This window comes from Litorimonas cladophorae (genome assembly GCF_014652455.1).
GTDB lineage: Bacteria > Pseudomonadota > Alphaproteobacteria > Caulobacterales > Maricaulaceae > Litorimonas > Litorimonas cladophorae.
Genome location: NZ_BMYV01000003.1, coordinates 258,544 through 284,079, shown reverse-complemented (window position 1 = coordinate 284,079; position 25,536 = coordinate 258,544). Strand labels below are relative to the sequence as shown.

Below are 25,536 nucleotides of genomic sequence, written 5' to 3'. Positions count from 1 at the left end.
GTTCGGATTTGTTCGGGATTGATTTAGACGCGAATCCTATGACTCGGTTTGCAGACTATTTTCGCGGGATACGTTTCGAAAACGGCCACCTGCATATCGCCTCGACGGGGGCGGTCATTGCGATTGACAAGCCCTTCCGAAAAAGCGCGTGGGCAGTCCTGAAACTCTATGGCTATTTCAAAGCCCGACAGCTCAAACATGTCTTCACCCGTCCCAAGGCTAAAGGCACGTTAGCCTTCCATCCGCAAACGCCGGGGCCATGGTATAATATCTGGTACGTTACGCAGCTAGCGGGATTTAAATTTACCGACGATGTTTCAACCGCCGATTATACCTTTATTTTCGAGGACAAAACTTTCTCGGAATATGATAAAAACTTCGCGGACGGCTCAGACACACGCCTGATCAATCACCGCATTGATGATATTTCCAAAGATCATGTGGCCGAAGTTTTTGAATCTGTCTTTGGTTACAACCTACGCATCGACCCGACAATCTATGTGGGGCGTGGCATTCGCAAATCCAACAGCAATGGCACCCATGATGGCATAGAAATGGATTTTCCCATTGCTAGCTCAGAGGTCAGAGCCGACCAAACCTATCAACGCCTCATCGACAGTACATTCGACGGCACCACGTCAGAGGATTTGCGCGTCGCCTATGTCCTCGGTGAAATCGCGCTCGTCTATCACAAGTACAAACCGGTGGATGATCGCTTCGGCACGCATTACCTCAATGTCGATATCAAATCTGCGGAGGCAGTTTTCTCGGGTGAGGAGATCGATTTAATTCACGCGTTCTGCGAAAAAATGGGTCTAGATTTCGGTGCCCTCGACGTGATGCGCGATAAACACGACGGCAAAATCTACATCGTAGACGTCAACAAAACCTGCATGCCCGTGTTGAGCCTCGGGCTGCGGGAGCAGGTAGCGGCGCAGAAGAAGATGGCGGATGTTTTTGCGAGGCATGTAGCTTAAGCAACGTATTTGGTTGCTTTCATTTCTAAGGCATTGACTCCAAAGCATCATAGACGGCGCGGCGGAATTTGGCTTGGGAGACGCCGTCAAAGGGTTGGACCTGAATAAAGAAGACGGCGGTTAAATCATTTTTTGGATCGACCCAGAACAGCGTGCTGGCTGCGCCGTCCCAGAAAAACTCGCCCGTCACGCCAAAAGGTTCTTTCGCGTCCACGGGTGGGGCTGTGCGTACGGCGAAATTTAGGCCGAATCCCATCTGGCCCTTGAACGGCAAAAAGGACCGCTCTGTGATGTCGGGAGACAAATGGTCTTTTGTCATCAACGCAATGGTTTCGGGCTTCAGGATTTGAACGCCGTCAAAGCTGCCCTCATTTTGCAGCATCAAGGCAAAGCGCATGTAATTATCCAGCGTCGAAATTAGACCCGAACCCCCGCCAATTTGGACGGGCTTCTCGTCGTAGAAGCTATAAATCTCACGATCAGGGATACGCGTGAGCCCTCCCATCTTGTTGGGCGTGTAATGTGCGGCAAGGCGCGGCTTCTCGCTCGGGGGCACGAAATAGGCGGTCTCTGTCATCTTCAACGGATCCAGCACACGCGATTGCACGAGGTCTTCGTAAACACGTCCGGTGAGAACTTCGGCGAGGCGGGCTTGGACATCGACGGAGACGCTATATTTCCACTCGCTGCCCGGTTGGCAATATAGGGGCAGCGCCGCCAGCTCTTGACTGAATTGAGACAGAGGTTTGGACGGGTTCAGAATGTCGGCCTTATTCATCGCGGTTGAAACTGGATCATCTCCCCAGCCATATCCGAAACATGCCGTGTGGCGAAAAATATCAATGACTTTAATTGGACGCGTCGGGGGCTCCAGAATGAGGCTGCCATCCTCATTTTGGCCGGCATAGACTTTCACATCGGCATATTCGGGCAGGTAATCGGCCAATGGCGCCTCCAGGTCGAACAAGCCTTCCTCATAAAGCGACATTAATGTCACGCTCGCGACGGGCTTGGTCATGGAATAGATTGCGGCCAATGTGTCACGTCGAAAAGGGCGGCCAACTTCGGCATCGGCTTGTCCGAAAGCGCCGAAATAGACCTCTTGGCCATTTTGGTAGATGAGGGCCGATGTTCCCATAACCGCGCCGTCAGAAACTAACTCTGATAGGGCGACATCTACGACGGCGGCATCAAATTTGACTTGTGGCGCAGTCACCTGTCGCGGGGCGTCGCAGGCCCCGAGCGTTAAGGCCCCAAAGCCGAGCATGATGCCGAGTCCGAAATTCCGTAACATTGCCTGTCTCCCCTTTGGCTTTTGGTAAACTGTAGGGGAGAGCGAGCGTTGCGCCAAAGGAAAATATTATTCCAGTGGCGCTAAAGGTCTTTCAGCACGCGCCGCGGATGTTTGCCTTCGACCATGCCCATAAAAGGGGGATGAATGGAATAACCTAGTAAGCGTTGAATATTTGCCGAAAATTTTTTGACACGCGTCTTTGGAACGGAGAGCGAAAAATTCTCCTGCGTTCGGCAAAAGGGCGCGCAATATTGGGCAGTCAGACACATGCGGGGGCTGTTGCTTTGGTTCGCGCCACCGCCATGCCAGAGCGTGCCAAGGAAAAACAAGACTGACCCCTTGGGCATTACGGCTTTAATAGATGTGGCTTTGTCGTCTGCCGTGGGCATGCGATCCCCCCAGAGATGAGATTTCGGAATTAAGATTGTCGCGCCATTGTCTTCGGTGAAATCATCGACGGCAATGATTGTCGCGGCCCCCAACGCGCGGCGGGGTCTGGGCCAGGGATAAAATCCGTCGTCATAATGCAGCGGCTGCGCGGCTTCATTGGGATGGATGTTGATGACTTGTAACTGCGATAATAAATAATTCGGCTCAAATATTTTGTCCAGCAAACCCAAGATCAAAGGATGTTCCACCATCGGGTTCGCGATGTCCGTTTCTGCCATCATTGTATAGAGGCGTTGGGTCGCTAATCCTTCGAAATTATTGCGCCCTGCCTCATGTTTGAAGCGCGGCTCCACATCGGCTTTGAGGGCGTCCATTTCGTCGGGTGAGAAGAGGTTTTCGATAATGATGAAGCCGTCGCGGTTAATCTTTTGCAGAGCTGAATCGACTTTGCCGGGGTCAACATTCGCCTGTGACCCCGCCGTTGATTTATATCGCCCAGATAGATCGGAGGTAATAGTTTCAGATGTAACAATGCGTGGGCTCATGACGGTAGCTTATCAACAAAGGCAGAAACGCCAAGGTGAAATCAAACCACTTGGGCCTGCGGGTCGACAAATGGTCCGATCGCCAATAAGCTCAAACCTCATGAATATGCGGATGACATCCACTGCAGTTTGGTTCGGCCTTCTCTTGTTCGGGGCGGTTGGATGTAAGGTTGAAACCGAAACCTCGAGTGATGTGTTGTCGGAGGTTCCCGCAATTGAAGTCGTGGACCCGACACCTAACGTCGTCGATGCCAGCTGGGTGACGTCACATAAAACGCCAAAAATTATCGGGACAGGTGAGCCCTTAAATTGCCCTCAAATGCTATCGGCGCAGTCGTTTCATGATCGATGGCGTGAAAGGCAAGTCTTACGGTTCTGGATTGGTGAAAACACCGGATTTGATCCGAATAAAGAAGATGTCTGTGAGGGCGATTTGAAAAATATATGGTCTGACCTAGGTCGATTTAATGACGCGATTGAGACGCACATGCCGCACATTAAAGGCGTTTCCTATTCTCTGCGTGATTTCCCAGAAACTGACCGTGCGCTTAGAATTTTTATTGATGAGGCTGCTACTGCGTCGTCTCTGCATCAAAAGTTAGACGTCATGGACCGCTCCACATTGGAGGGTGGTATGAACATAGACCATACAATTCTTCGGTTCATTTTTGAGCAGCAGGAAGCTTATTTCGAACAAGAACATATGCCGATCATACGGGCGGCAATGCCAGGCTATGATCTAGGGTTGAAATATTATGACGCTGAAAAGCTCGGCTATTGCTATCACCCATACGAAATCTGTCGCGGTTATTTTGGTCCAAATTTCAAGCGAACAGAAAGCGCGTTTAAATTGGAGCGTCTAGGTGCGCCATTGGACTCGATCGGCTTTATCGTCCCGTAAATTAAATCTTCGCTGTCACTGCAATCGCGACACGGCAACCGGCTTCGATCACTGCGCTGAGGGTGCGGTAGGCGGGGGCGTCTTGTGATCCGCCCGCAATGGCGGTGTCGCGGTGGTGCAATTCATCTTCTCGGAATTCGAGAAAAGTCGCGGCGAGTTCGGGGTCTTCGGTCGCGCAGGCTTCCGCCTGTTCAGCGTAATGCTCCTCGATCACGGTTTCCACAGCTTCCGTGCAAGCATGGGCCGCTTTTTCGCCCATCAGCGCCGTGACAACGCCGAGGCCATAGCCCGCGACGTTCCAGATCGGCGTCATGGCCGTCGGGCGAACATTGCGTTCGATCAGCAGCTTATCAAAGGCGTCTAGATGCTTTTGCTCTTCGGCTTCCATTTCGGCGAGTTGCGCGGCCATAGGTTGCGTGGCGCGTTGGCGACGGAAGACGGCTTGTTGGCCACGATAAATCGCGACAGCGCCATATTCGCCCGCATGGTCGACGCGGAGCATTTCTGCAATCCTCGGGTTCGTTTTCTTTGTTTGCGGTTTTTGGGTCATCATTTCACCTTGGATGTGGCGATCCACAGCGCCGAGATCAAGGAGATCAGGGCGTTCCAGCCCGCCATCGACAGGCCGAGGAAATGCCAAACGGCTTCGGAACAGGCAGGCGGGCGAATGTTGTTGTCGAGGAAAGCCAGCGGATCAGACTGATCCACCGCCAGCGTCCCCAGATTGCCCGCCACGCAGGATTTCGGCGCTTCCAGCCAGCCATATTCAACGCCCATATGCCAAGCCGCAATTCCAAAGCTTACCAGCAGCGCCACCACCACCGCCCATTTCAACAGTTCACCAGATTTGACGCCCAAGGCCCGCAGCACGACCCAAAGCGCGGCCAAGCCCAAGACGACCTTATGCGCGTGACGCTGCCAATAACACATTTGGCAGGGGACATAGCCGAAGCCATATTGGAAAATCCAAGCGCCCACCAATAACCCGCCCGAAACGAGCAGGGCGACCAGCGGCGCAGCGCGGTGAGCGTGCAAAGTTTTCAGCCAAGAACCAATCATAGGCGCCCTATAATCATGCGCACGCGCCCTGTCACGTGACAGGGTCGCCATATATTGTCCCACCTGCAAACAGATTTTGGACCTGTCTCTTTTTGACTCGACGCATAATGTCCAATTCGTTAACACTCCTGTAAGTCCCCCGCCCTATACCATTGGCCAGAATGCCCCATACGCTCAATTCGACACCTGGATCGGCAGATCACTTTGGAACGCGCCTGCGTTTGCGGCGCGAGCGTTTCGGCCTGTCAATTTCGGATGTGTCGGCGGCGACGAACCTGCGCATTGATTATATCGAAGCCATAGAGAGCTTGGACGAAACGGCGCTGCCCGCCATTGGCTATTCGCTGGGCTTTGTACGGACCTATGCCAAAGCGCTGGGCATGGACGGCAATGTCGCGGTCAAGGAATATAAAGCCGACATCGCCCTGACCAAAGTCCCACTGCGCGATGCGCCGCATGTCATTTTACGTCGCCAGTTGCGCCTGCCGCGCGGGTTTCTCTCGGCGGTGAGTGTCGCCTCTGTCGCGCTGATGGTCGGCCTTTGGTACGGCACGCAGTCCGAAGCCATTGCCGCGCCAGCGACGACACCGCTCACGGCCCAGCCCAACCTCGCAGAGCTAGCGCCCGCCGCACCCATCCTCAGCGACGATTTGTTCACTTTGCGCACCACCGCGCCCAGCTGGGTCAAAGTCACCGACGCGAGCGGCACGACCCTCATCAGCCGCATTTTCGTTACGGGCGAAACCTGGCAAGGCCCGACCAATGGCGGCTACCGCGTGTCGGTTCGTGATGCAGGCGCGGTCGAGCTTTACCACGGCGCGCGTCTTGTCGGTCCCTTGGGTGAAGTGGGCGAGCCGATTGACGGCCTGACCCTGTCGCTCAATCAATAATCTCGCGCAAAGCTTCACCGCATTTCAGGCGCAATCAAGCCTTTGACCCGCCACACCGCCGCGCTATAGCCAGCGCATGAGCGGCACACCCACAGACATTAACTCCATTCGCCCTTGGCGCACGATTGAGCGGCGCAAGTCCCGCAAGATCAAAGTCGGCTCCGTCGAAGTCGGCGGCGACGCGCCCATTGCTGTGCAGTCCATGACGAACACGCTGACCCATGACATTGACGCCACCGTCGCCCAAGTCCTCGCCCTGCAAGAGGCTGGCGCAGATATTGTCCGCGTTTCCGTCCCCGACCCAGAAAGCTCCGCCGCCCTGCGCGCCATTGTCGACCAAGTGCAAACGCCGCTCGTCGCCGATATTCATTTCCATTATAAACGCGGGATCGAAGCCGCCGACCAAGGCGCGGCCTGCCTGCGCATCAACCCCGGCAATATTGGCGGGCAACATCGCGTGAAAGAAGTCGTCGCCGCCGCCCGCGCCAATGGATGCTCCATCCGTATCGGCGTCAATGGTGGCTCACTCGAACGCGACCTGCTGGAAAAATACGGAGAGCCTTGCCCCGACGCCATGGTGGAAAGCGCGCTAATGCACGCCCGCATGCTCGATGACGAAGGCTTCCATGATTACAAAATCTCGGTCAAAGCCTCTGACGTCTTTATGACCGTCGCGGCCTATCACCAACTCGCCGATGCCACGGACGCGCCGCTGCATTTGGGCATCACAGAGGCAGGCGGTTTGCGCATTGGCACGGTGAAATCCTCAATCGGGATGGGCAATCTGCTCTGGGCGGGGATTGGCGATACAATTCGTGTGTCGCTCTCGGCGGATCCGGTGGAGGAAATCAAAGTCGGCTTTGATATGCTGAAATCCCTCGGCCTGCGCACGCGCGGTGTGAATATCATTTCCTGCCCCAGCTGCGCCCGCCAAGGCTTTGACGTCATCAAAACGGTTCAAACGCTGGAAGAACGGCTCGCCCATATCTCCGCCCCAATCACGCTCTCCATCATCGGCTGCGTCGTCAACGGCCCCGGCGAAGCCATGTTCACCGACATCGGCTTCACAGGCGGCAGTGCGGGATATGGCATGATGTATCACGCGGGGAAAAAGACGGGGAAGACCGATAATGACGTGATGGTCGATGAGATTGTCGCGGCGGTTGAAGAACGGGCGGCGGCGTTGGTCGACTAATAAGAGTGAGTATATTTATGTAGAAATTGAGCGCTGTGCCAAACTCACTAACAAAGTTGATAACCAGTGCATTAGCATATCGTTTAATGAATAAAAAAAATCGTCACTGTCCATTAAGTCATCAGAAGAAATATTTCCATTATTGGTAATGCCGTAGTGAAAAAACCTATTTCTGATGGTGATAATAAAGCTACTTACTTCACTGAACGGGACAGAGAAATTTTCATTTAGGACAATTTCTGTAAAGTTATATGACTTCCCTCCCGCCATTCTTTTTAGTGTCTTATAGTGCTTTTCTCGTATCTCGTCAGTTGGTGCTAACAAACTGAATTCGAGTTCCGTCAGCATCATGCTAGAGTCGAAAACGCTTTCTACGAATTTTTTGAAAAACGCTAACTCTGACCTCTGTTTTTCAGCCGTGAACCATCTCGATAGTTCGTTGTATGATTTAACAAATGAACGCTCCGACAAAACGAACAACATGGGAGCTGCATAAGCAGAATGTTCAAGCATACGGTATAAATGGATGAATGCTGAGGTATGGTGCCCTAGGTTTTGGAATCTTAGAAAATTTAATAATTCAACGTTTAAAGATTTATAAAAAGCGTTTTCTAAAGTACCTCTATTTTCATATTGCTCGAAGATGTCTTCGAAGGGCGCGTCTTCAGATAGGTACTTCGCGAACCCAGTATGCCAATGTCCGCCAAAGTCAGACAGGTTCGGCCGAAGAAAGTTTTTACGTTGCGCAACAAATCGATTGCTTTTGTAATGTTTGTAAGACGCGGATGCAGAAATTATCTTAAGAAAAGACCAGCTCTCATAATTTCTGCATAAGGGAAACTTAGACTGAGCGGGCAGCGCCAGATGCGACTGGTTTTTAAAACGTTCTCCAAGTTCAAACTGTTTCATGTTTTCTAGGCAGTAAAGTCGATAAAATGCGATTCTAAATCTTCGAGATTAAAGTCTTTAAACCTATCAATATGGTTTATAAACTCATGTGCTAAACTTCGTCTCATCTTACCTAAATTGACCGCAGAAACTTTAATTATCTTAAATGCATTATCAAAGTTTTGAATGGCGACCTCAAATTCTTTGACTGACATGTCTGATAAAATATCAAATGAATTTTTTATTGCCGCAGTGAATCCTATAAGGTTGTTATTCACCTTGAACCAGGAAAGAGCTGCATCTGATACACAAAATCGATCGATTAAATTCAATACGTTTTCGAAGTTCACAGAATCGTCTTCAACACCTTCGGCAATGATTCTTGACACTAAGATATCATCCATTTTCTGGTCTATGATTTTATTGTTTTCATTGTTAACATTTCTCGTCAGAAATGCGGTATAGGACTTAGAAACATCGGCTAATTTAAAGGCTCTGTTTTTACGTTTTAACTCACTTTCTTTCTCTGTTTGCACTTCGAAATTCTCGAATGCGTCAAAGTCAAATATACTGTGAGTAAGAATTTCGATCTGATGACGCGCGGTCATAGGTTTTTGACCATTGTTTAGCGTAATCATACGATACAAAAGTCGATCTTGGTCTGGAGCTAGGATGAAGTTGACGTAAAGTAACCGATCAGCATCGAAACCTTCGTCTTCACTTGCTGCATGCAAAGTGTTTAATCGTTGCATTCCGTCAAGAACAACGGAGTTAGATATTTCGTCCACTAACCTAGTTTCAAAATTACCTTTGTTTAGTAGTTGTTCGGTCGTTTCACCTACTATTGCCAACGTTATTGCGGGCATTATGCATCCAGCAACTATGTCACTTCGTAAACGTTTGTAGAACTTCTGGTTCTGGAGTTTTCGTTGAGCAGGAAATTTGTTGATCAAAGGAAAAATATTATCAAGAGCATACTGATAAGTGCATGTTCCTGTTGCTACGTAACTTTTAATTACTTTGTCGTATGATGTCGCTAAAACTTGAATGGCCATTCCCTATAATACTACCTCATTTCTATTTGTATAGCTCCTCATCGGTCAATCCCTGTTCAGGGAACCGTTCGGGTGACCCACCGATAGTAGGGTAAGGTTAAATTTAGGCACTACCTTCAGCATCTTGTCTCAAGCACTTCATGAAACAGCAGTTTTGACAGATAGTGGTTGATTATCGCTGCATAAATTGTTTTCAGCGCTCATTTTCCAACACCGAAAGCTCCGTTATATCCGAACAGATTAGCTGCTCGGCGCATCTCTAAAAGAGGTCTCCCAGACCCTTTTCGGGCGAGATGCGTCCCCGCCTTCCTTCAACCCTCTCGACGTCCGTCATTGCAAGGCTTGGCCTTGCAATCCACGGGTAGTTACTTTTGGATCATAAGAACGGGTCTTGTGATGACGGGATTGGAAACGGGATTAGACACGAAACGAGGCTGTGCTTTGAAAGTCTTTCCCTGTTTATGCATGACGTTTGCGGGACAAATAATACCCAGTTTCAACGGCTTATAAAAAATCTCAAAAATCGCGTCCCCGCCCCCACCCTTTACGCCTATTTTTAAACTCGTTCTCTCGGACATGGGACAGGTTGAGCTCATCTTCTGGTTCGAGGGACGGTGGGTCTGAGCGTCAGGTGGTGAGACATCTGGAGGTGCCGGGGCTTTAGGAGTGAGAGCCGACCGCTGGTTCCAAGTGTGCCAACTGCGGGGTTTATGACTGGCCGCTTCTTCAAAAACCGCTGCCGCGTTGCTGATCTTCGCGTAAAACAACACTAAACACTCCGGTATCCGTCGCGGATATCGGCAACGCGGGCTGTCCTTTTTTCGAGGGCTTCGCCCTCTATTTGCGGTTCGCCGCCCCGTTGATTTTTCCTACGGAAAATTCAACAGCCCGAACCGCGTTGGAAACTAGCTGCTCCCTAGATGGGCAGTGCGCGCGATCGCTTGTCTGAACGTCACATAAACCTCTATGGTCCTTGGGTTGACACTTTGGTCTGCGGCCACGACATCTGACTCATGTCACTTGGGCCCCGAAATACAAATAAGTCGCTCTCCAACCCTGCCGCGACCGCCTTAACCGCACCGTCGCTCTTGCCCGCTTTTGCGGCCCAGCGCGCGGAATTGGAAGTGGCGCTTCGCGGTGAAAACTCTTCCGCGCAAACCGTCGGCGCGATCCGCTCGGCTTTGGACCGCACAGGCGCGGCCTTTGCGCGGACGACCGAAGACCCCGCCCTGCAAAAGGCGGGGCTGTGGCTGATCGAGGTCATTAAATCCGGCACGGGCGTGTTGGACCGCGCGGTCTCCGCAGAGGTCGCCTATGTCGAAACAGGGACACCTCGTGCTGGCGTGTCGAGCCTCTTGGGACAGCCGACGTTATTTTATGGCGCGGCCGCCGTCTTGGGCCTCGTCGGATTGGTGCAGGGCGCGGGGTTGGTCATGCTTTCGGCCGCCGTCCTCGCGGGGTTACATACGCTCGAGCCAAAGCGGTTCAAAAAGCTGCTCTCGATCTTGCCGAACAGGAAACCACCCGCAGCCTTGGAAGATCACACAGGGCGGCAATTCACCGCCGAGGCGCGCCTGACCACCGATGCGCAGGGCTTGATCGGCCAGATCGAAGACGCGCTGAAAACCGCCGACCACATCTTGGTGCGATTGGCCGAACCCCAAGCCGAGACCCATTGGGCCGACACGCCACGCTTGGCCGCGCTGTTGCAAAACTTGCTCGAAGCGGGCGGGGCAGGCGACACGGGCTTCGCGCTGGACTTGATTGACAAAGAACTCCCCGGATTGCTCCGCAGTGGCGGGATTTCTGTGGTGGAGTATTCGAAGAAAACGGCCAGCTATTTCGACGAACTCCCCGGAATGGGCGAGGGCGCAAAAGTGGAAATGGCCGCGCCAGCTTTGCTCCGCGAAGACGGCAGCGTGCTACGGCGCGGGACGGTGTGGGTGCGATCATGATGGCAAAAGGACCTGTTTCGCAGCTAGAATTTATCGGCTTTGATCTCGGTCATGGCGAAACGGCGCTGGGTCGTGCCTTCGGGGCAACGGTCCGCGAGCCTGAAATTTTGGAATGGCGCGGCCGGCGCAGCTTTGTCACCGCTGTCGCCACGGATAAAAGCGGCGTGAAAATCGGCGCAGACGCGCTGAACCTCGCCGCGCTCGGCCCAAAAGCCAATGTCGCGGTGAAATTTAAATCTCGCGATTTGGACGTAAGTTCGGTGCGCGAACCGACCATCGCCTTCGCGCAAACGCTGATCGACGGGCTGGCGGCGGACGGCACGATTTTGGGCGCTAAGAAAAGCCGCTTCATCGTCGGCTGTCCCTCTGGCTGGACGTCCGAGGACCGCACAGACTATCGCGCCGTGTTCCAAGCCGCAGGGCTGAGCGAGGTGCGCATCGTGCCAGAGAGCCGCGCGGCCCTGATGACCGCGCTAGAGCAGGGCTATCTGTCCATCGAAGACACTCGCGCCTCCGTCTTGATCGTCGATATCGGGTCGTCCACCACGGACTTCACCTATTGCCGCGATCTGGATGCGCAGGATGTGGGCCATAATGTTTTGGGTTCAGGCTTGCTCGACACCGAAATTTTCGAGCTGAACTTAGCGCGGCAGAAAGACCGTAAAAAGATCGAACAACTGATAGCAAAATATCCGCATTACCGCCCGATCATGGAATATTGGTGCCGTGAAGCTAAAGAAGCCTATTTTACCGGCGAAGAAGTCACGGTTGAACTCCTGAAACGGCTCCCGATTGGACGCGGCGTCGTCTTCGATATTCGCCTCGACAAAGCCGATGCCGACATGATTTTGGACAAACCGCTCGCCGCGCTTCACGGCTATAGCTGGCGTTCGGCTTTCGATTTTGCGTTGAAGGAAACGGTTGAAAATCTCGGGGGTCGCGCGCCTGACACGATCTTACTCACGGGCGGGGCGTCCCGCTTGCCGTTGGTCCTTCCGGCGACCAAAGCCGCGTTCCCCAAAGCCCGCGTTGTTCGGGGTGCGGAACCGGAATTCGCGATTGCACGCGGTCTAGCCTGGCTCGGACGGTTCGAACATCTTCACGCCAGTTTCAAAACCGAAGTCGGCCGCCACACACGCGAAGGCGGGGACATTGCCGCCAAGGCTGCGAAAGCCTCAGGCGGTCTTGGCAAAACACTCGCCCCCGTTTTGGTCGACGCCATTACGGATGCTTGTATTCTGCCCGCGTTTCGCGATTGGCGGACGGGCAAAATACCGACCTTGGACGAAGTTGAAGGCGACTTAAATAAACGCGTCGCCGAGTGGCTCGGGTCTGATGCCGCCCAAGCCGCGCTACGGCCCGTGATTGATGTCTGGTTCGCGGGGCTACAGCGCGATATTGAAACGGTAACCGATCCGCTCTGCCGCGATCATGGACTGCCTGCTATGGTGCTGTCGCTCAATGACTCGCAACATGTGTCCCGGCATCTGGAGGGTATGTCACTCGCCATGCCAAATGTCGGATCCGTGGAAAGCGATACGGCCCTAGTTGGGACGACATTGTCAGCGATTTTAATCGGTTCGCTACTGGCGCATGCGAATGTCTTTGCCATCCTTTTCCTCAACCCGTTAGGCGTTATCCTCGGCGGCGCAATGTTGGGTGGGACCTATTTGTTTGGGAAGAAGGCAATTTCAGGAAAAGTCCGCAGCGCGAAAATGCCTGTGGTGGCGCGGCAAATTTTGACCGATGGCCGTATCCGATCTGCCGTCAATAAGCAGCGCGGAGATTTGATCACGGCAGTCCAGACGGCGTGGACCGATGCCGCCTCCACCCGCTTCACGGGCGAACTGACGGATATGTTGGGCAGTGCATTGCGGGAACGCGCAGACGAACGCGCTGTGCTGTTTTTAGTCTAATCAATCTGGTTCTAATCAATTTGGGGAAGCGTGATATCGACAGAGTCTTGGCCGTCCATTTCAATCACAATCCGGGTCTTAGACTTGCCATCTTTGACGATGGTTTCGCGGTCCAAGGTCAAGTTCTTACCAAGCCCTGAAATGGAAAGGCGGTCGTCGCTATCGCGGCTTTTTCGGGTTTCAATCTGGCCGACGGTCGCGCCGTCAAACCGCAGAACGGTCTTTCCGTCTTGCTTATCAACTTCAACATCTTGTGCGAAATCCCTCACGAGTGCGGTGAGGTCGCGGAACAGACCATCTTTGGCAAAGACATCTTCCAATAGATCGGCGACCGCTTCGATTTCTTCAGACACGTCGCCATCAGCGGCAGCCTGCTTCTTATCGAGGTTTCGTTTCAAACGCGCCGACGATTTCGCGATCCGGAGTTTGTGCTCTGAAAGTTTAGCGTCGATTTTATCCGACAGCTCTCCATCTGGATCAAGGGTCGAGAGCTCGACAGTCGTTTCAGAACCTGCTTCTGGTTTGTCAGGATGGGCGAAAGCGGCGGCAGGACATATCAGAGCTGTTGTCAAGATGGACAGATGAAAAATGGATTTAATAGTCATGGCTACGCCTTCGAATAATTTCGTGACCGCCGTAAATCCATTGGCCTATCGTCTCCTTGTCCTTATAGCATAAAATTGAACCTCCCCTGAACCCGATCTACATATCATGCTCAAAGACCGTTATTTTTACCCGCTCGCCGCCATCATTGTTGCCGCAATGATCGTCTTTGCACTGTCACTTGGGGAGCGTATCGACCTGACCGACCGCGAGATTTGGGATAATGGGTACACAATGGAAGGCGAGGAGTTGGTTCGCTTGACCGCTCAACCTGGTACTCAGGCGATTTATGTGGCTGCGGCGGGTGGTGAAAGTGCTTTTGCGCGACTGTCCAGCACCGCTGCAAGGGAGAGCCTTCCTCCCGGACCGGGTGTTTTCGCACCATTGGGACCGCAATATGAGCGCGCTTTCGCAACGCGATTGCTGCGTATGACTGTGACGGCGCGCGCCTCTCGTATTAATCCCCTTGAGCATTTTGACATGGGGTATTTTTCGGCAGGATCAGGCGATAGCGGGTGGACGCGTCGAGAACTCACCGAGAGTTGGACAGACTACTCTATAGAGTTCCGCCCAGGGGCATTGACGGCACAGCAGGGTCTCGATCATGCGTCTGTTTGGCCTGGGGAAATGGCGGAGGTTTTGAATATGGACGTCAAAAAAATCAGAGTTGAAGTTCTCGATCCACCATCGTGACTTAAATTCATTTATGAATAGAAACGAACCGTAGGCCTAATGCCACAACAATTAACGCCGTGCCTGCGAAGATCACAGACAGATCGACGAAGAGCGCGAGGCCCGCGCACCCAATGAGGCCCAACCAACTGATGACGCGTGGACAAAGACGATCAGCGGGCGCGAGACGCAGGGCACAAAGATTGGTGATGGCGTAATAGACGAGAACGGTAAACGCAGAAAAACTCCAGACGAGTTTTAGCCCGCCAAAGGCAGCGATAAGCGCAATGGCGATGCCCACCCCCCAAACCGCGATAAGGGGCTCAGACTTTGCGCTTAGCTTGGCAAAGACTTTTGGCGCGTCCCCTTGTCGACCCATTGCTAGTAAAACGCGGCTTAGTCCGAGAAGTAAATTCAGCGCGACCCCTGCCATGGCCGTCGCTGCGGCAATGGATATTGTGAGTGTAAGCGGAGAGTGTCCTAGAGTTTCGGCCACCATTTGTAACGGAGCATATTTCGCGAGAGCTGCCTTTTCGATTCCGTCGACGCCCAAAACATTTAATCCCGAAAGAAGGACCACGAAATATAATGCCGTTGAAATAAAAATAGTGGCGATGATGGCCTTTGGGATGGTGGAACGAGGGTTGTTCACTTCTTCGCCCAAGGTCGCGATGCGTCCGTACCCCGTAAAGGCGACAAAGAGCAGGGCGGTGGCTTGCAGAAAGTCGGGTGATGAAATTTTTCGCTCAATAGATGGCGCGGACGCGGGCGAAAATAGGCCTGCAACGGCCAGCCAAATTAACGCGCTGACTGTTATGATGACGAGGACTGTGTTGACGACATTCGCGCGGCGCAGACCCAGCGCGACAAGCGCCGTAATCCCAATGATAAGGTACGCAGCGACTATATTCGTATTAAATTGTGGGAACAGATAGATTGCCAGCCCCAATCCTGCCGCGGCGGCGCTGGCCGATTTTGCCAGCATGAAACAGGTTCCGGCGGTGAACCCAGCCGCCGGCGACAAGAACCGATAGCCATAGGCATAAGTTCCGCCCGAAACAGGGTGGGCTGCTGCGAGTTGCGCGCTCGACAGGGCGTTACAGCCTGCAAGTAAACCCGCCAGCAAAAGCGCATAAGGCGTCATCGCCCCAGAAATTCCGACCGCCAGAGCCAAACCGACAAAAGCGCCAGTCCCAAGTATAGAGCCTAAACCCAACAAAACCGCGCCTGGAAAACCTACGGTTCGCTTTAGTTGTTTGGGCTCAGGTGTTTTAACCTCAGTCATAGACGGGCTCGTGCTATTAAAGTTTGCGCCGCTCTCGCATGTTGACCGTTTCGTGTCAGTTATAAATCGGGAATTCTCGCGTGATGGCGTCGCATTGACACCGCTTACGATGTGACAGAAATTAGCGTATGAATTCTGATCTCCCGATACCTCCACCCGAGTTTCCAATGGTACTCGCGCTGGCTGTGCCCTTCTTTGTGATCACCATTGCGCTAGAGTGGTGGTTTGTTCGCCGAGGGAAGCTCGCAGGGCGATATGAAACAAAAGACGCGCTCACCTCAATGTTGATGGGCTTCGGAAATTTAGTGTCAGATATTGCAATGACCTTTATCAGCCTCGGCGTATTAATGTGGGCGTGGCAGTTTCGAGTTTTAGATTGGGGCGTAACGTTACCGGTGATTATTTTGGCGCTGGTCGCGCAAGACTTTCTTTATTATTGGAAGCATCGCGCAGCCCATCGTATTCGATGGTTCTGGACCGCTCATGTCGTTCATCACAGTAGCGAACACTATAATCTTTCAACGGCGTTGCGGCAGCCTTGGAATAATCACTTTACGGGCTTTGTTTTGCTCTCCACGCCGCTTGTGGTCTTGGGTGTGCATCCGCTCCTTTTGGCTTTTGTCGGCTCCCTGAACCTGCTTTACCAATATTGGGTCCATACGGAAGCAATCCGACGTTTGCCGAAATGGTTTGAAGCTGTCTTTAACACGCCCTCACATCACCGGGTGCATCACGGGACAAACCCGCAATATTTGGACACAAATTATGCGGGCATTTTAATTATTTGGGACAAGATGTTTGGAACATTTGTGCCAGAGGATGACACTGTTGAGATCCAATATGGCCTCGTGAAAAATGTCGGGACTTATAATCCGATCAAGATTGCATTTGCGGAAATGTGGGCCGCGGTAAAGGATGCGTTTACGCCCGGCTTATCAGTGAGTCAGCGGTTGAAGTATCTCTTTGCGCCGCCCGGCTGGTCGCATGACGGATCTCGAAAAGGCTCGGCGCAATTGAAAGCGGATCACGTTGCGGCCCATCCTCACCTTTCGGGGCAGCCGGGGCTACCCCGTCGGGACGTAGCATGACCTCTGGGGTTTAACCGAGCCCGTGAAATAACACGCGTTGGGTGAAGCTCAAACCCTTGGGCGATTTAGCCTTGATCGTCTCGCCTGATTTTTTCAACGCGAAGCGCGCGGTTTCGACCGTCGTGTAATCCTTCGATAAAACCGTATTTACGCCTACCATCTGTGCATCCACTTTCTTCGGCGTCACCGTCAAATCGATAAACCCATTGATCGTTGCATTGTAATAGCGCGCATCTGGGTTTTCTTTCGTCAGCAGTAAATTGTGGTCAGCTGTGCCGTCGCCCAGATAAGCCTGCAGCGTTTCGGACGAGACTGAGCTGGTCACAATTTCCATGCCGACTTTGGTGCCAGTTTCTGACGTCAGATCATTGACCCAAAATTCATGGGCGTCGCCGGTTAGGACCAACAAGTCGTTTAGGCCTTCAGCATCCAGCGCGGCGTAGAAATTTTCGCGCGCGACCGGATATCCATCCCAACTGTCGGGATAAACAGGCATATTATATTGGCTGAGCGTAACAAAATCGCGCACCCCTGGCCAATCTGGTTCGATGTTCGCGAAGGCTTCTTCTGTAATGTAAGGCGAGAAATCAGGCGTAAGCAACCGCCCCATGATAACTTGGTTGGCTAAGAAACGCCATTGGACGCCATCTTCTTTTGAACTGCGCAATGCATTGATGATAAACTCTTTCTGGTCTGCCCCAAACATTTCTCGATCAGGCGCATAAAGGACGTCCTTCCGGAATTTGTCTGCGCCGCCTTCTGCGCTGATCTCGTCCAAATAGGACTCGACAATGATCGGTTCCGCGCGTGCTGTCAGGCGTGTTTCGACGCAGGTTAAATTCATTAAATCACCAAAGCGAAAGTTCCTGTAAATATCGGAGCGAACGCGTCCGACCTTCGGCTCCCGAATAGGCATCCATTCGTAATACGCGCGCAGGGCCGCTTGTTTACGTACATCCCAGTCACCTTCTATGTCGGGTTGATGGTTTTGGGCGCCCGTTTTCCAACTATCATTTGTGGTTTCGTGATCGTCCCAGACCGCAATCAGCGGCATCGCAGAGGTTGCGGCTTGTAGTGCGGCATCTGATCGATATTGCGCGTGACGTGTGCGGTAATCATCCAAGCTGACGATCTCATGTTTGGGCTCATGTACACGATCGGGTAGCCGTCCCGCTGCTTCTTCGCCATATTCATAATAATAATCACCGAGGTGGATCATCGCATCATATGGGTCGACCGCCGCGCGTTTGGCCACGGCGTCATAGGTATTGAAATAGCCGTGCTGCCAGTTGGCACAGGACACGACAGCAAAGCGCAATTTTTCAGGCGATCCCACAGGTAGAGTCCGCGTGCGCCCGACGGGAGAGAAGGCGTTTCCAGAGCGGAAGCGATAAAAATATTCCGTACTCGGGGACAGGCCTTCCGCAACAATTTTGACGCAATAATCTTTAGCAGCATTTGTCTGCAGGGCGCCCGTCGCGATAAGACTGGTGAAGTCTCGTTCTTGAGCGACGTCCCAGAGAACCTCAATGTCGCCTTCCGTGTCAGGAGTCACACGGGTCCAAAGCACAACGCTTTCTGCAAAGGGGTCACCAGAAGCGACGCCATGGGCGAAAGCGCCCGAAGAGACGGTTCCGTCATTCCGCGCAGAGATTGGATTAGGCGCGGAGCAGGCGGCTAAGCCCGCGCCAGCGGTTAGACCCATCAAGCCTCGTCGTGTTAATTTACTGTCCATTTTAACCCCGTCTGCGCTGTATCAGCTGCATATTTTTGGTGCATCTATCAGACATTTCAGAAGGGGCCAACTCGTGACTGTCAGCGGTGAGTTATTCCGAATGATCTGAAAGGGGGCGTTCATTGACGCAGCGCCGTTTAACAACCTTCAGCGGGTTCCATCCCATAGATTTCAATAAGCTCAGAAGGGAGGCTTTCCGAACCACCTTTGCAGACCGACTATTTGGTCGCGTAAAAAACCCGTCTCGCATGCCTCGAAAAGTCGGGGAAAACCGCCCTTTGCGAAACAAACTAACGGTCAAAAATGCGAGGTTTGAGAGCAGGTGTGGAATCGTTAGCAAGATCAAGAGAGGTCCGGGCATATTATTGAAAAAGGTCCAGATTCGATTGCGCGTGCCATGATAAACGGCAAATTCTGACGCGCGCCCAGAAATGGCGGAACTGACATGATCAATTACAGTCTCCGCACTCTGCACACAACGATATCCTGCCAACCGTATACGAAACGCGAGATCGACGTCTTCGTGATAGCAAAAAAAGCTTTCATCAAACCCACCCAAGGCCTGATAGACGTGGCGGTCATAAAATGCGCCCGCACCGCAAGGGCCGAACGCTTCACGCGTCTGAATGTCTCTGATGGGCTCGCCAAATCCCGCGCGCCAAGCGACGCCGAAGGCGTGATACTCATCGCCTAAGCCATCAAATTTATGGGGTTCGAGCGCCAAGATCTGCGTGCTGCCGACCATTGCGACGTTTGGCAGACGTGATCGCGCTGCGAGGCCCTGCTCGAGCCAATCGGGTCTGGCGAAAGCGTCAGGGTTGAGTAAGGCAATCCAATCTGCGCTGGCCCGGTCTGCGGCGCGATTATTGGCGACTGCAAAGCCGAGGTTTTCACCCATTTCCATTTTGATGAAGCGTGCGTCCAAACCTGGAAGCGCCGCCATTGAACCATCCGTGCTACCATTATCGACAATGAAACATTCAAAGTCAGATACGGTTTGTTCCAGCAGGCTTTCGACGCTGCGGCGTAAATAGTCGCCGGCGTTGTAATTGACAATAATGACTGAAATAGCGGGTATGGTGGGTTCCTCAATGATTTGGGTACGACCTAACCCGCGACAGATTACAAGTCACCCTATGCCATAAGGTGAGTAGGGCATATAAGAAAAACGTTATATCGTGTTGACGATAGGTGTGGCGGCGCGTATGTGGCGGTCTAATTTAAGATATTATCGATCAGGACATCTGGCCATGAGCGCACAAGATTACATTGTAAAAGACATCTCCCTCGCCGAATTTGGGCGCAAGGAACTCGACATCGCCGAAACCGAAATGCCAGGATTGATGGCTCTGCGCGAAGAATTTGGCGAAGAGAAACCCCTCAAAGGCTCCCGCATTGTCGGCTCTCTTCACATGACCATCCAAACGGCGGTTCTAATTGAAACACTTACGGCTCTGGGTGCGGATGTGCGTTGGGCGTCATGCAACATCTTTTCGACACAAGACCATGCGGCTGCAGCTATTGCGGAAAGTGGCGTGCCTGTCTTTGCAATCAAGGGGCAGTCTCTCGAAGAGCATTGGGATTATCTCGATAAATCATTCTTGTTCCCAGAAGGTCCAAACCTCATTCTTGATGATGGTGGTGATGCCACACTTTACGTTCTCTTGGGCGCTCGCGTTGAAGCGGGTGAAACGGACCTCATCGCAGGTGAGCCTGCTTCAGAAGAGGAAGCGGCAATCTTCGCGCAAATTAAGAAGCGCATGGCCGCCAGCCCAGGTTGGTTCACGAAAGTTCACGCCCAAATCGTTGGCGTGTCCGAAGAAACTACAACTGGCGTGCATCGCCTTTACCAGTTGGTCGAAGAAGGACGTCTCCCGTTCCCTGCGATCAACGTGAATGACTCTGTTACGAAATCAAAATTCGACAACAAATACGGATGCAAAGAATCGCTCGTTGACGGCATTCGTCGCGCTACAGATACGATGATGGCTGGTAAGACGGCCGTGGTTCTGGGCTATGGCGATGTGGGCAAAGGCTCTGCGGCCTCACTTGCAGGTGCAGGCGCACGCGTTAAAGTCACGGAAGTTGACCCAATTTGCGCACTTCAAGCCGCGATGGATGGTTTCGAAGTCACGACCCTCGAAGACACAGTCGCAACAGCTGATATCTTCATCACAACAACAGGCAATAAAGACGTCATTCGTTTGGAGCATATGCGCGAAATGAAGGATATGGCGATTGTCGGTAACATTGGTCACTTCGATAATGAGATCCAAGTCGCAGCTTTGAAAAATCACAAATGGACGAACATCAAAGACCAAGTTGATATGATCACATTCCCGGGCGGAAACCGGATGATCCTACTCTCTCAAGGTCGCCTATTGAACCTCGGCAACGCCACAGGACATCCGTCTTTCGTTATGTCCGCGTCCTTCACGAACCAAGTTCTGGCACAAATTGAACTTTGGGAAGACGCGCACGCGGCGTCCAAGAAGTATGAAAATAAAGTCTATATGCTGCCGAAGCATTTGGACGAAAAAGTCGCGCGTTTGCATCTTGAGAAGATTGGCGTGAAGCTGACGAAAATGTCGCAAGAACAAGCGGACTATATTGGTGTGAAACAAGAAGGCCCATTCAAGCCGGAACATTACCGCTACTAAACTTACTGAAAATCCGAGGTGGCTCAATATCGGGCCACCTACACTGCCTCTAAATAATAATAAAAAGCGTAGAGCCTTAAAATCGAGGAGCGAGCCATGAGCCGCCAATCTTACGAGTTCACATCTGAATCCGTCTCAGAAGGTCATCCTGACAAAGTCAGTGACCGTATTTCTGATGAAATCGTCGATCTATTCTTTCGCGAAGCCATCGCCCAAGGCATGGACCCTTGGCAAATTCGCGTCGCAGCGGAAACGCTGACAACGACAAATAAAGTCGTCATCGCTGGTGAAACACGGGGCCCAGCCTCCATCACGCCGGAGCGTATTGAAGCGGTAGCCCGCGAGGCCATTCGCGACATTGGCTATGAGCAAGATGGCTTCCATTGGAAACATGCAGATATCGATGTGCTCTTGCATCCGCAAAGTGTCGATATTGCGCAAGGTGTCGATTCGGGGGCTGGCCTCCACCAAGAAGAGGGCGCTGGCGATCAAGGTATCATGTTCGGTTATGCCTCTAGCGATGTGCCTGATGCGCTAATGCCTGCGCCCGTTCATTATTCGCATAAAATTCTGCAACGCTTGGCCAAAGCCCGAAAAGAAGAGGGTCAGGATTGGTTGGGTCCGGACAGCAAGTCTCAAGTCACAGTCCGATATCACAATGGTCGCCCCGTCGAAGCGACAGCGATTGTCTTATCAACGCAGCATCTCGATGCCTCGCTGGACTCCAAAACAATCGCGGAACGCGTAAAGCCTTATATCAAGGATGTTCTGCCGGCTGGCTGGATCACTGATAACACGATCTTTCACATCAACCCGACTGGCAAATTCGTCATTGGTGGACCTGATGGAGATGCGGGTCTGACGGGTCGTAAAATTATTGTCGATACATATGGCGGAATGGCGCCGCATGGCGGCGGTGCGTTCTCTGGCAAAGATCCGACGAAAGTTGATCGTTCGGCCGCTTATGCCACGCGCTATCTCGCGAAAAATTTGGTTGCGGCGGGCATTGCACCTTGGGTCGAAATTCAGGTGAGCTACGCGATTGGTGTGGCGTCGCCGACATCGATTTACGTCAACGTGGATGACAATAACCCGATCAAAGGTGACAAGATCGAGCGCATTATTCGTCAAGTGATGGATCTCACGCCTCATGGTATCCGCAAGCATCTGGACCTAAACAAGCCCATCTACGCGCCAAGCTCGGCCTATGGTCACTTTGGCCGTGACCCTGGACCGAATGGCGAGTTCTCTTGGGAGAAAACAGACTTGATTGATGAGATTCGATCAAAACTCTAAAGACTAGTTTGTCGTTGTTATGCACTGCGCTCTCAGAGCGCATGCGTCTGATTAAACCTTTGCTAAAATAGGTGGCGAGGGATAGGGACCGGCCATGTCAGATGATCAACCAAAATCCCCAACAGACCTTACATGTGTGGCTGTGATAGCTGGCGCGCATGGTGTGCATGGCGCGGTGAAGGTCAAATCCTTCACTGCTGTTCCATCAGATTTTGCCGAATATGGTCCGCTCTTAGGTGAGGATGGAACGGTAATCTTGGTCCCCAAAAATCCTCGCCCCGTCGGGAATGCCTTCACTATGAGATCCGAGCAAATTACCTCACGCGAGCAAGCTTTGGCCATGCGCGGAACGCAATTATTCGTGCCTCGCTCTGTTCTGCCGGAACCCGATGAAGATGATTTCTATTACACGGACCTCGTCGGTCTGGACGTGAAAACCACGGATGGAAAACGTGTCGGCACCATACGTAGCGTCCATGATTTCGGAGCCGGTGACATGTTGGAGATCCAGCCTCCTAAATCAGCGGAAAAGCAATCGAGCTTCTTTCACCCCTTCACAAAAACGGCTGTACCCAAAGTCGACATCAAAGGGCGGCGCGTTGTCATTCACATTGAAGAGCCCATCATGGGGCGCGACCCCCACTGGGATAAAACTGACGCTGAAGCCTCAGACGAGAATGAAATTGACGACCCCGCAACAAATGAGCCGATTGACTAAACGTCTAACGTCTAACGTCTCCCGTTTCCGCCTGATTTCCGAGCAGGCCGACAAAAACACGTAACCTTCCCAGTTTTTCATAGGCCTTTTCAGCTTTGGACTGCTAAGACAATGCGGTGAACGTTGATCCCAACATAACGGCCAAGCCACCCAAGCTGATGCGCGCGATTCGCGGTGTTATGGGCGGCACCGAGTCGGTGCAGGAGCGGCTGAACGCGTTTGTCGCCGCGATCCAATCTTCGATGGCTGTCAAAGTCGCTTCGATCTATCTCTTGCGGCCAGGTTCTGAGCTAGAGCTCTCCGCGACGGAAGGGTTGAACAAATCTGCGGTTCATAAGACGCGCATGAAACCCGGTGAAGGTTTGGTCGGTCATGTGGCATTGACGGCGCGCCCGCTTAACCTTGCTGATGCGCCGACGCACCCGCTTTTCTCCTACCGCCCCGAAACAGGCGAAGACCCATTTAAGAGCTTCTTGGGCGTGCCAATTCTGCGAGGCGGTCGCACGCTTGGTGTCTTGGTTGTTCAATCTAACCGGGTTCGCACCTTCACCGAGGCCGAGGTTGAAGACCTTCTGACCGTCGCGATGGTTCTGGCCGAGATCATCATTGATGATGAACGTGTGGGCGGTAAAAAAGGCGCGCTTAAAGGCATTTCCCTTGCGCCAACCAAACCTGAGACCGTTCAGGGCAAAGCCTTCGCTGGCGGTTTGATCCGTGGTTCGGCGCATCTACATCTTCCGCCCGTCGCGCCCGCAAACCTGTTGGCTGAAAATATTCCTGTTGAACAACATCGACTGGAAGAGGGAATTACAATCCTGCGCGCCAGTGTGGACGCCATGGTGTCGGGCGAGGCGGCGTCGCTCTCTCGCGCCTCGAAAGAAATTTACGAGACCTACCGCATGTTCGCCTATGACCGAAAATGGGTCGGACGCTTACGCGAAGCGGTGTCGTCAGGCCTGACCTCTGAAGCGGCCGTTGAACGTGTGCGCAACGAACACCGCGCGCGATTGATGAAGGCGCGTGACCCGTATTTGCGCGCGCGTCTGCATGATCTGGAAGATCTCGCCAACCGTTTGATCCGCGCGCTGAGCGGAGAAAAACTCGGACCCGGGAATAAAAAACTCGCCGATGACGCGATCCTCTTTGCACGGGAATTGGGTCCCGCAGAACTGCTCGATTATGACCGCAAAAAACTGCGTGGCATTGTCCTTGAAGAAGGCTCTGCAACGTCTCATGCGGCCATTATTTGCCGCGCCTTAGGCATCCCATTGGTCGGGCGAGCAGATGGTATCTTGGACATCATTGAAACGGGCGATCCCGTTCTGGTGGATGGCGAAGCGGGCGTCGTACATGTTCGTCCTCTGCCAAGTATTTTGGACAGCTTTAACCTTCGCATGAATGTGAAGGGCGAGCTGACCCGCGCCTATGACGCGTTGAAATTCCAACCGACCGTGACGAAGGATGGTCATGCGGTCGCCCTGCAATTGAACGCAGGCCTGCTCGTTGATCTGCCGCAACTTGATCAAGCTGGCGCTGATGGCATCGGTCTATTCCGCACTGAATTCCAATTCATGGTCAGCGACTTCATGCCGAAGTTAAAAGAGCAAACCGCGCTCTATCGTCAGGCGATTGAGGCGGCGGGCACTCGACCTGTGACCTTCCGTACACTCGATTTGGGCGGCGATAAAATCCTGCCTTACATCGACCCTGTGCCCGAAGAAAACCCAGCTATCGGGTGGCGCGCCATTCGCATTGCTTTGGATCGCCCTGGCCTGATGCGCTATCAATTGCGGGCTTTGGTGGCGGCAGGCGCTGGAAAGCACTTACGCGTGATGTTCCCCATGGTGACCACCGTGGATGAAATGATGCAAGCGCGTGCGCTCTTTGATCGAGAAATTGAACGCGCGGCGTCACTTGATTTAGACCTCCCCGCAAAGGTTGAAGTGGGCGTGATGCTCGAAACGCCCTCCTTGGCGTGGCAAGTTTCGGCCGTCTGTGATCACGCCGATTTTGTGAGCGTCGGCGCAAATGATCTGATGCAATTTTTCTTTGCCGCAGATCGTGACAATGCCCGTGTATCAGACCGTTATGATCCGCTTCATCCTGCGGCGCTTTCCGTGCTGAAATTCATTTCTGACCGCTGCAAAGCCAATGATACCCCTGTGTCCGTCTGCGGTGAAATTGCGGGCCGTCCGCTGGAAGCTGTCGCATTGACCGCCTTGGGATATCGGACGCTCTCTATGCCTGTCACAGGGATCGGTCCCGTGAAAGCGGCCTTATTAAAACTAGATGCAGATGACCTCGCCAAGGTCCTTATCCCGCAGATGAGTATCGAGTCCCGTTCCTCATCCCTTCGCGGTGTCATCCAAGATTATTGTGCCCAAAATGCTATCCCGATCTAAGTCGAGCCCTCC

Annotated in this window: 22 protein-coding genes; 12 read left to right on the top strand and 10 right to left on the bottom strand. The window is 52.8% G+C overall.

What is annotated here, in order from left to right; all coding sequences use genetic code 11:
- Positions 1–38: 38 nt before the first annotated feature.
- Entirely contained in the window at positions 39–977 is a 939-nt protein-coding gene (locus IE073_RS13155; protein WP_189586954.1) for an ATP-grasp domain-containing protein, read from the top strand.
- A 25-nt stretch (positions 978–1,002) separates the two neighbouring features.
- Here the strand turns inward: IE073_RS13155 and IE073_RS13150 are convergent, their stop codons facing one another.
- Together IE073_RS13150 and IE073_RS13145 are read right to left on the bottom strand one after the other, a co-directional pair.
- On the bottom strand, positions 1,003–2,271 hold the full coding sequence (locus IE073_RS13150) for a serine hydrolase domain-containing protein (RefSeq protein WP_233350090.1): 1,269 nt from the start codon (positions 2,269–2,271) through the stop codon (positions 1,003–1,005).
- A gap of 80 nt (positions 2,272–2,351) precedes the next feature.
- Complete coding sequence (locus IE073_RS13145; RefSeq protein WP_189586952.1) at positions 2,352–3,206, bottom strand: phytanoyl-CoA dioxygenase family protein; 855 nt, start codon at positions 3,204–3,206, stop codon at positions 2,352–2,354.
- Between the two features lie 112 nt (positions 3,207–3,318).
- Between IE073_RS13145 and IE073_RS13140 the strand changes: the two genes are divergently transcribed.
- On the top strand, positions 3,319–4,107 hold the full coding sequence (locus IE073_RS13140; RefSeq protein ID WP_189586950.1) for a hypothetical protein: 789 nt from the start codon (positions 3,319–3,321) through the stop codon (positions 4,105–4,107).
- Between the two features lies 1 nt (position 4,108).
- Here IE073_RS13140 and IE073_RS13135 read toward each other — a convergent pair whose 3' ends face one another.
- On the bottom strand, positions 4,109–4,657 hold the full coding sequence (locus tag IE073_RS13135) for a demethoxyubiquinone hydroxylase family protein (RefSeq protein WP_373298713.1): 549 nt from the start codon (positions 4,655–4,657) through the stop codon (positions 4,109–4,111).
- Entirely contained in the window at positions 4,657–5,166 is a 510-nt protein-coding gene (locus IE073_RS13130) for a disulfide bond formation protein B (RefSeq protein ID WP_189586947.1), read from the bottom strand. The genes IE073_RS13135 and IE073_RS13130 overlap by 1 nt, the downstream gene beginning before the upstream one ends.
- 161 nt (positions 5,167–5,327) lie before the next feature.
- On the opposite strand from IE073_RS13130, the gene IE073_RS13125 reads away from it, so the two are divergent.
- Both IE073_RS13125 and ispG read left to right on the top strand, forming a co-directional pair.
- Positions 5,328–6,056, top strand: a complete 729-nt coding sequence (locus IE073_RS13125) for a helix-turn-helix domain-containing protein (protein ID WP_189586945.1) — start codon at positions 5,328–5,330, stop codon at positions 6,054–6,056.
- Between the two features lie 76 nt (positions 6,057–6,132).
- Complete coding sequence (gene ispG / locus IE073_RS13120) at positions 6,133–7,251, top strand: flavodoxin-dependent (E)-4-hydroxy-3-methylbut-2-enyl-diphosphate synthase (RefSeq protein ID WP_189586943.1); 1,119 nt, start codon at positions 6,133–6,135, stop codon at positions 7,249–7,251.
- Between the two features lie 15 nt (positions 7,252–7,266).
- Here ispG and IE073_RS13115 read toward each other — a convergent pair whose 3' ends face one another.
- Positions 7,267–8,160, bottom strand: coding sequence for a hypothetical protein (locus IE073_RS13115; protein WP_189586941.1), 894 nt, complete (start codon positions 8,158–8,160; stop codon positions 7,267–7,269).
- Positions 8,161–8,165: 5 nt separating this feature from the next.
- Positions 8,166–9,194 carry a hypothetical protein gene (locus tag IE073_RS13110; RefSeq protein WP_189586939.1) on the bottom strand — a complete coding sequence of 343 codons (1,029 nt, stop codon included), beginning with the start codon at positions 9,192–9,194 and terminating at the stop codon, positions 8,166–8,168.
- A gap of 1,013 nt (positions 9,195–10,207) precedes the next feature.
- Here IE073_RS13110 and IE073_RS13105 point away from each other — a divergent pair.
- Positions 10,208–11,149 carry a hypothetical protein gene (locus IE073_RS13105; protein WP_189586937.1) on the top strand — a complete coding sequence of 314 codons (942 nt, stop codon included), beginning with the start codon at positions 10,208–10,210 and terminating at the stop codon, positions 11,147–11,149.
- Complete coding sequence (locus IE073_RS13100; RefSeq protein WP_189586935.1) at positions 11,146–13,065, top strand: Hsp70 family protein; 1,920 nt, start codon at positions 11,146–11,148, stop codon at positions 13,063–13,065. The genes IE073_RS13105 and IE073_RS13100 overlap by 4 nt, the downstream gene beginning before the upstream one ends.
- 11 nt (positions 13,066–13,076) lie before the next feature.
- On the opposite strand, the gene IE073_RS13095 is transcribed toward IE073_RS13100, so the two are convergent.
- Entirely contained in the window at positions 13,077–13,670 is a 594-nt protein-coding gene (locus tag IE073_RS13095) for a hypothetical protein (protein WP_189586933.1), read from the bottom strand.
- 106 nt (positions 13,671–13,776) lie between these two features.
- Here IE073_RS13095 and IE073_RS13090 point away from each other — a divergent pair, with 106 nt between their 5' ends.
- The gene (locus IE073_RS13090; RefSeq protein WP_189586931.1) at positions 13,777–14,361 is read left to right on the top strand and encodes a hypothetical protein; all 585 of its coding nucleotides are present in this window, start codon (positions 13,777–13,779) and stop codon (positions 14,359–14,361) included.
- A 7-nt stretch (positions 14,362–14,368) separates the two neighbouring features.
- Here IE073_RS13090 and IE073_RS13085 read toward each other — a convergent pair whose 3' ends face one another.
- On the bottom strand, positions 14,369–15,625 hold the full coding sequence (locus IE073_RS13085; RefSeq protein WP_189586929.1) for an APC family permease: 1,257 nt from the start codon (positions 15,623–15,625) through the stop codon (positions 14,369–14,371).
- A gap of 128 nt (positions 15,626–15,753) precedes the next feature.
- Between IE073_RS13085 and IE073_RS13080 the strand changes: the two genes are divergently transcribed.
- Positions 15,754–16,713: a sterol desaturase family protein gene (locus tag IE073_RS13080; protein ID WP_233350088.1), complete on the top strand. Its 960-nt coding sequence runs from the start codon at positions 15,754–15,756 to the stop codon at positions 16,711–16,713.
- 10 nt (positions 16,714–16,723) lie between these two features.
- Here the strand turns inward: IE073_RS13080 and IE073_RS13075 are convergent, their stop codons facing one another.
- Both IE073_RS13075 and IE073_RS13070 read right to left on the bottom strand, forming a co-directional pair.
- Positions 16,724–18,448 carry an alkaline phosphatase D family protein gene (locus IE073_RS13075; protein WP_189586927.1) on the bottom strand — a complete coding sequence of 575 codons (1,725 nt, stop codon included), beginning with the start codon at positions 18,446–18,448 and terminating at the stop codon, positions 16,724–16,726.
- A 91-nt stretch (positions 18,449–18,539) separates the two neighbouring features.
- Complete coding sequence (locus IE073_RS13070) at positions 18,540–19,517, bottom strand: glycosyltransferase family 2 protein (protein WP_267905579.1); 978 nt, start codon at positions 19,515–19,517, stop codon at positions 18,540–18,542.
- 181 nt (positions 19,518–19,698) lie between these two features.
- Here IE073_RS13070 and ahcY point away from each other — a divergent pair, with 181 nt between their 5' ends.
- From ahcY to ptsP, 4 genes are all read left to right on the top strand, one after another.
- Positions 19,699–21,108, top strand: coding sequence for an adenosylhomocysteinase (ahcY, locus tag IE073_RS13065; protein WP_189586925.1), 1,410 nt, complete (start codon positions 19,699–19,701; stop codon positions 21,106–21,108).
- 96 nt (positions 21,109–21,204) lie between these two features.
- Positions 21,205–22,404, top strand: a complete 1,200-nt coding sequence (gene metK / locus IE073_RS13060) for a methionine adenosyltransferase (RefSeq protein WP_189586923.1) — start codon at positions 21,205–21,207, stop codon at positions 22,402–22,404.
- Between the two features lie 94 nt (positions 22,405–22,498).
- A complete protein-coding gene (gene rimM / locus IE073_RS13055; protein WP_189586921.1) occupies positions 22,499–23,122 on the top strand; it encodes a ribosome maturation factor RimM in 624 nt (207 codons plus the stop codon).
- Positions 23,123–23,301: 179 nt separating this feature from the next.
- Positions 23,302–25,524: a phosphoenolpyruvate--protein phosphotransferase gene (ptsP, locus tag IE073_RS13050; RefSeq protein WP_189587117.1), complete on the top strand. Its 2,223-nt coding sequence runs from the start codon at positions 23,302–23,304 to the stop codon at positions 25,522–25,524.
- The last annotated feature ends 12 nt before the right edge of the window (positions 25,525–25,536 follow it).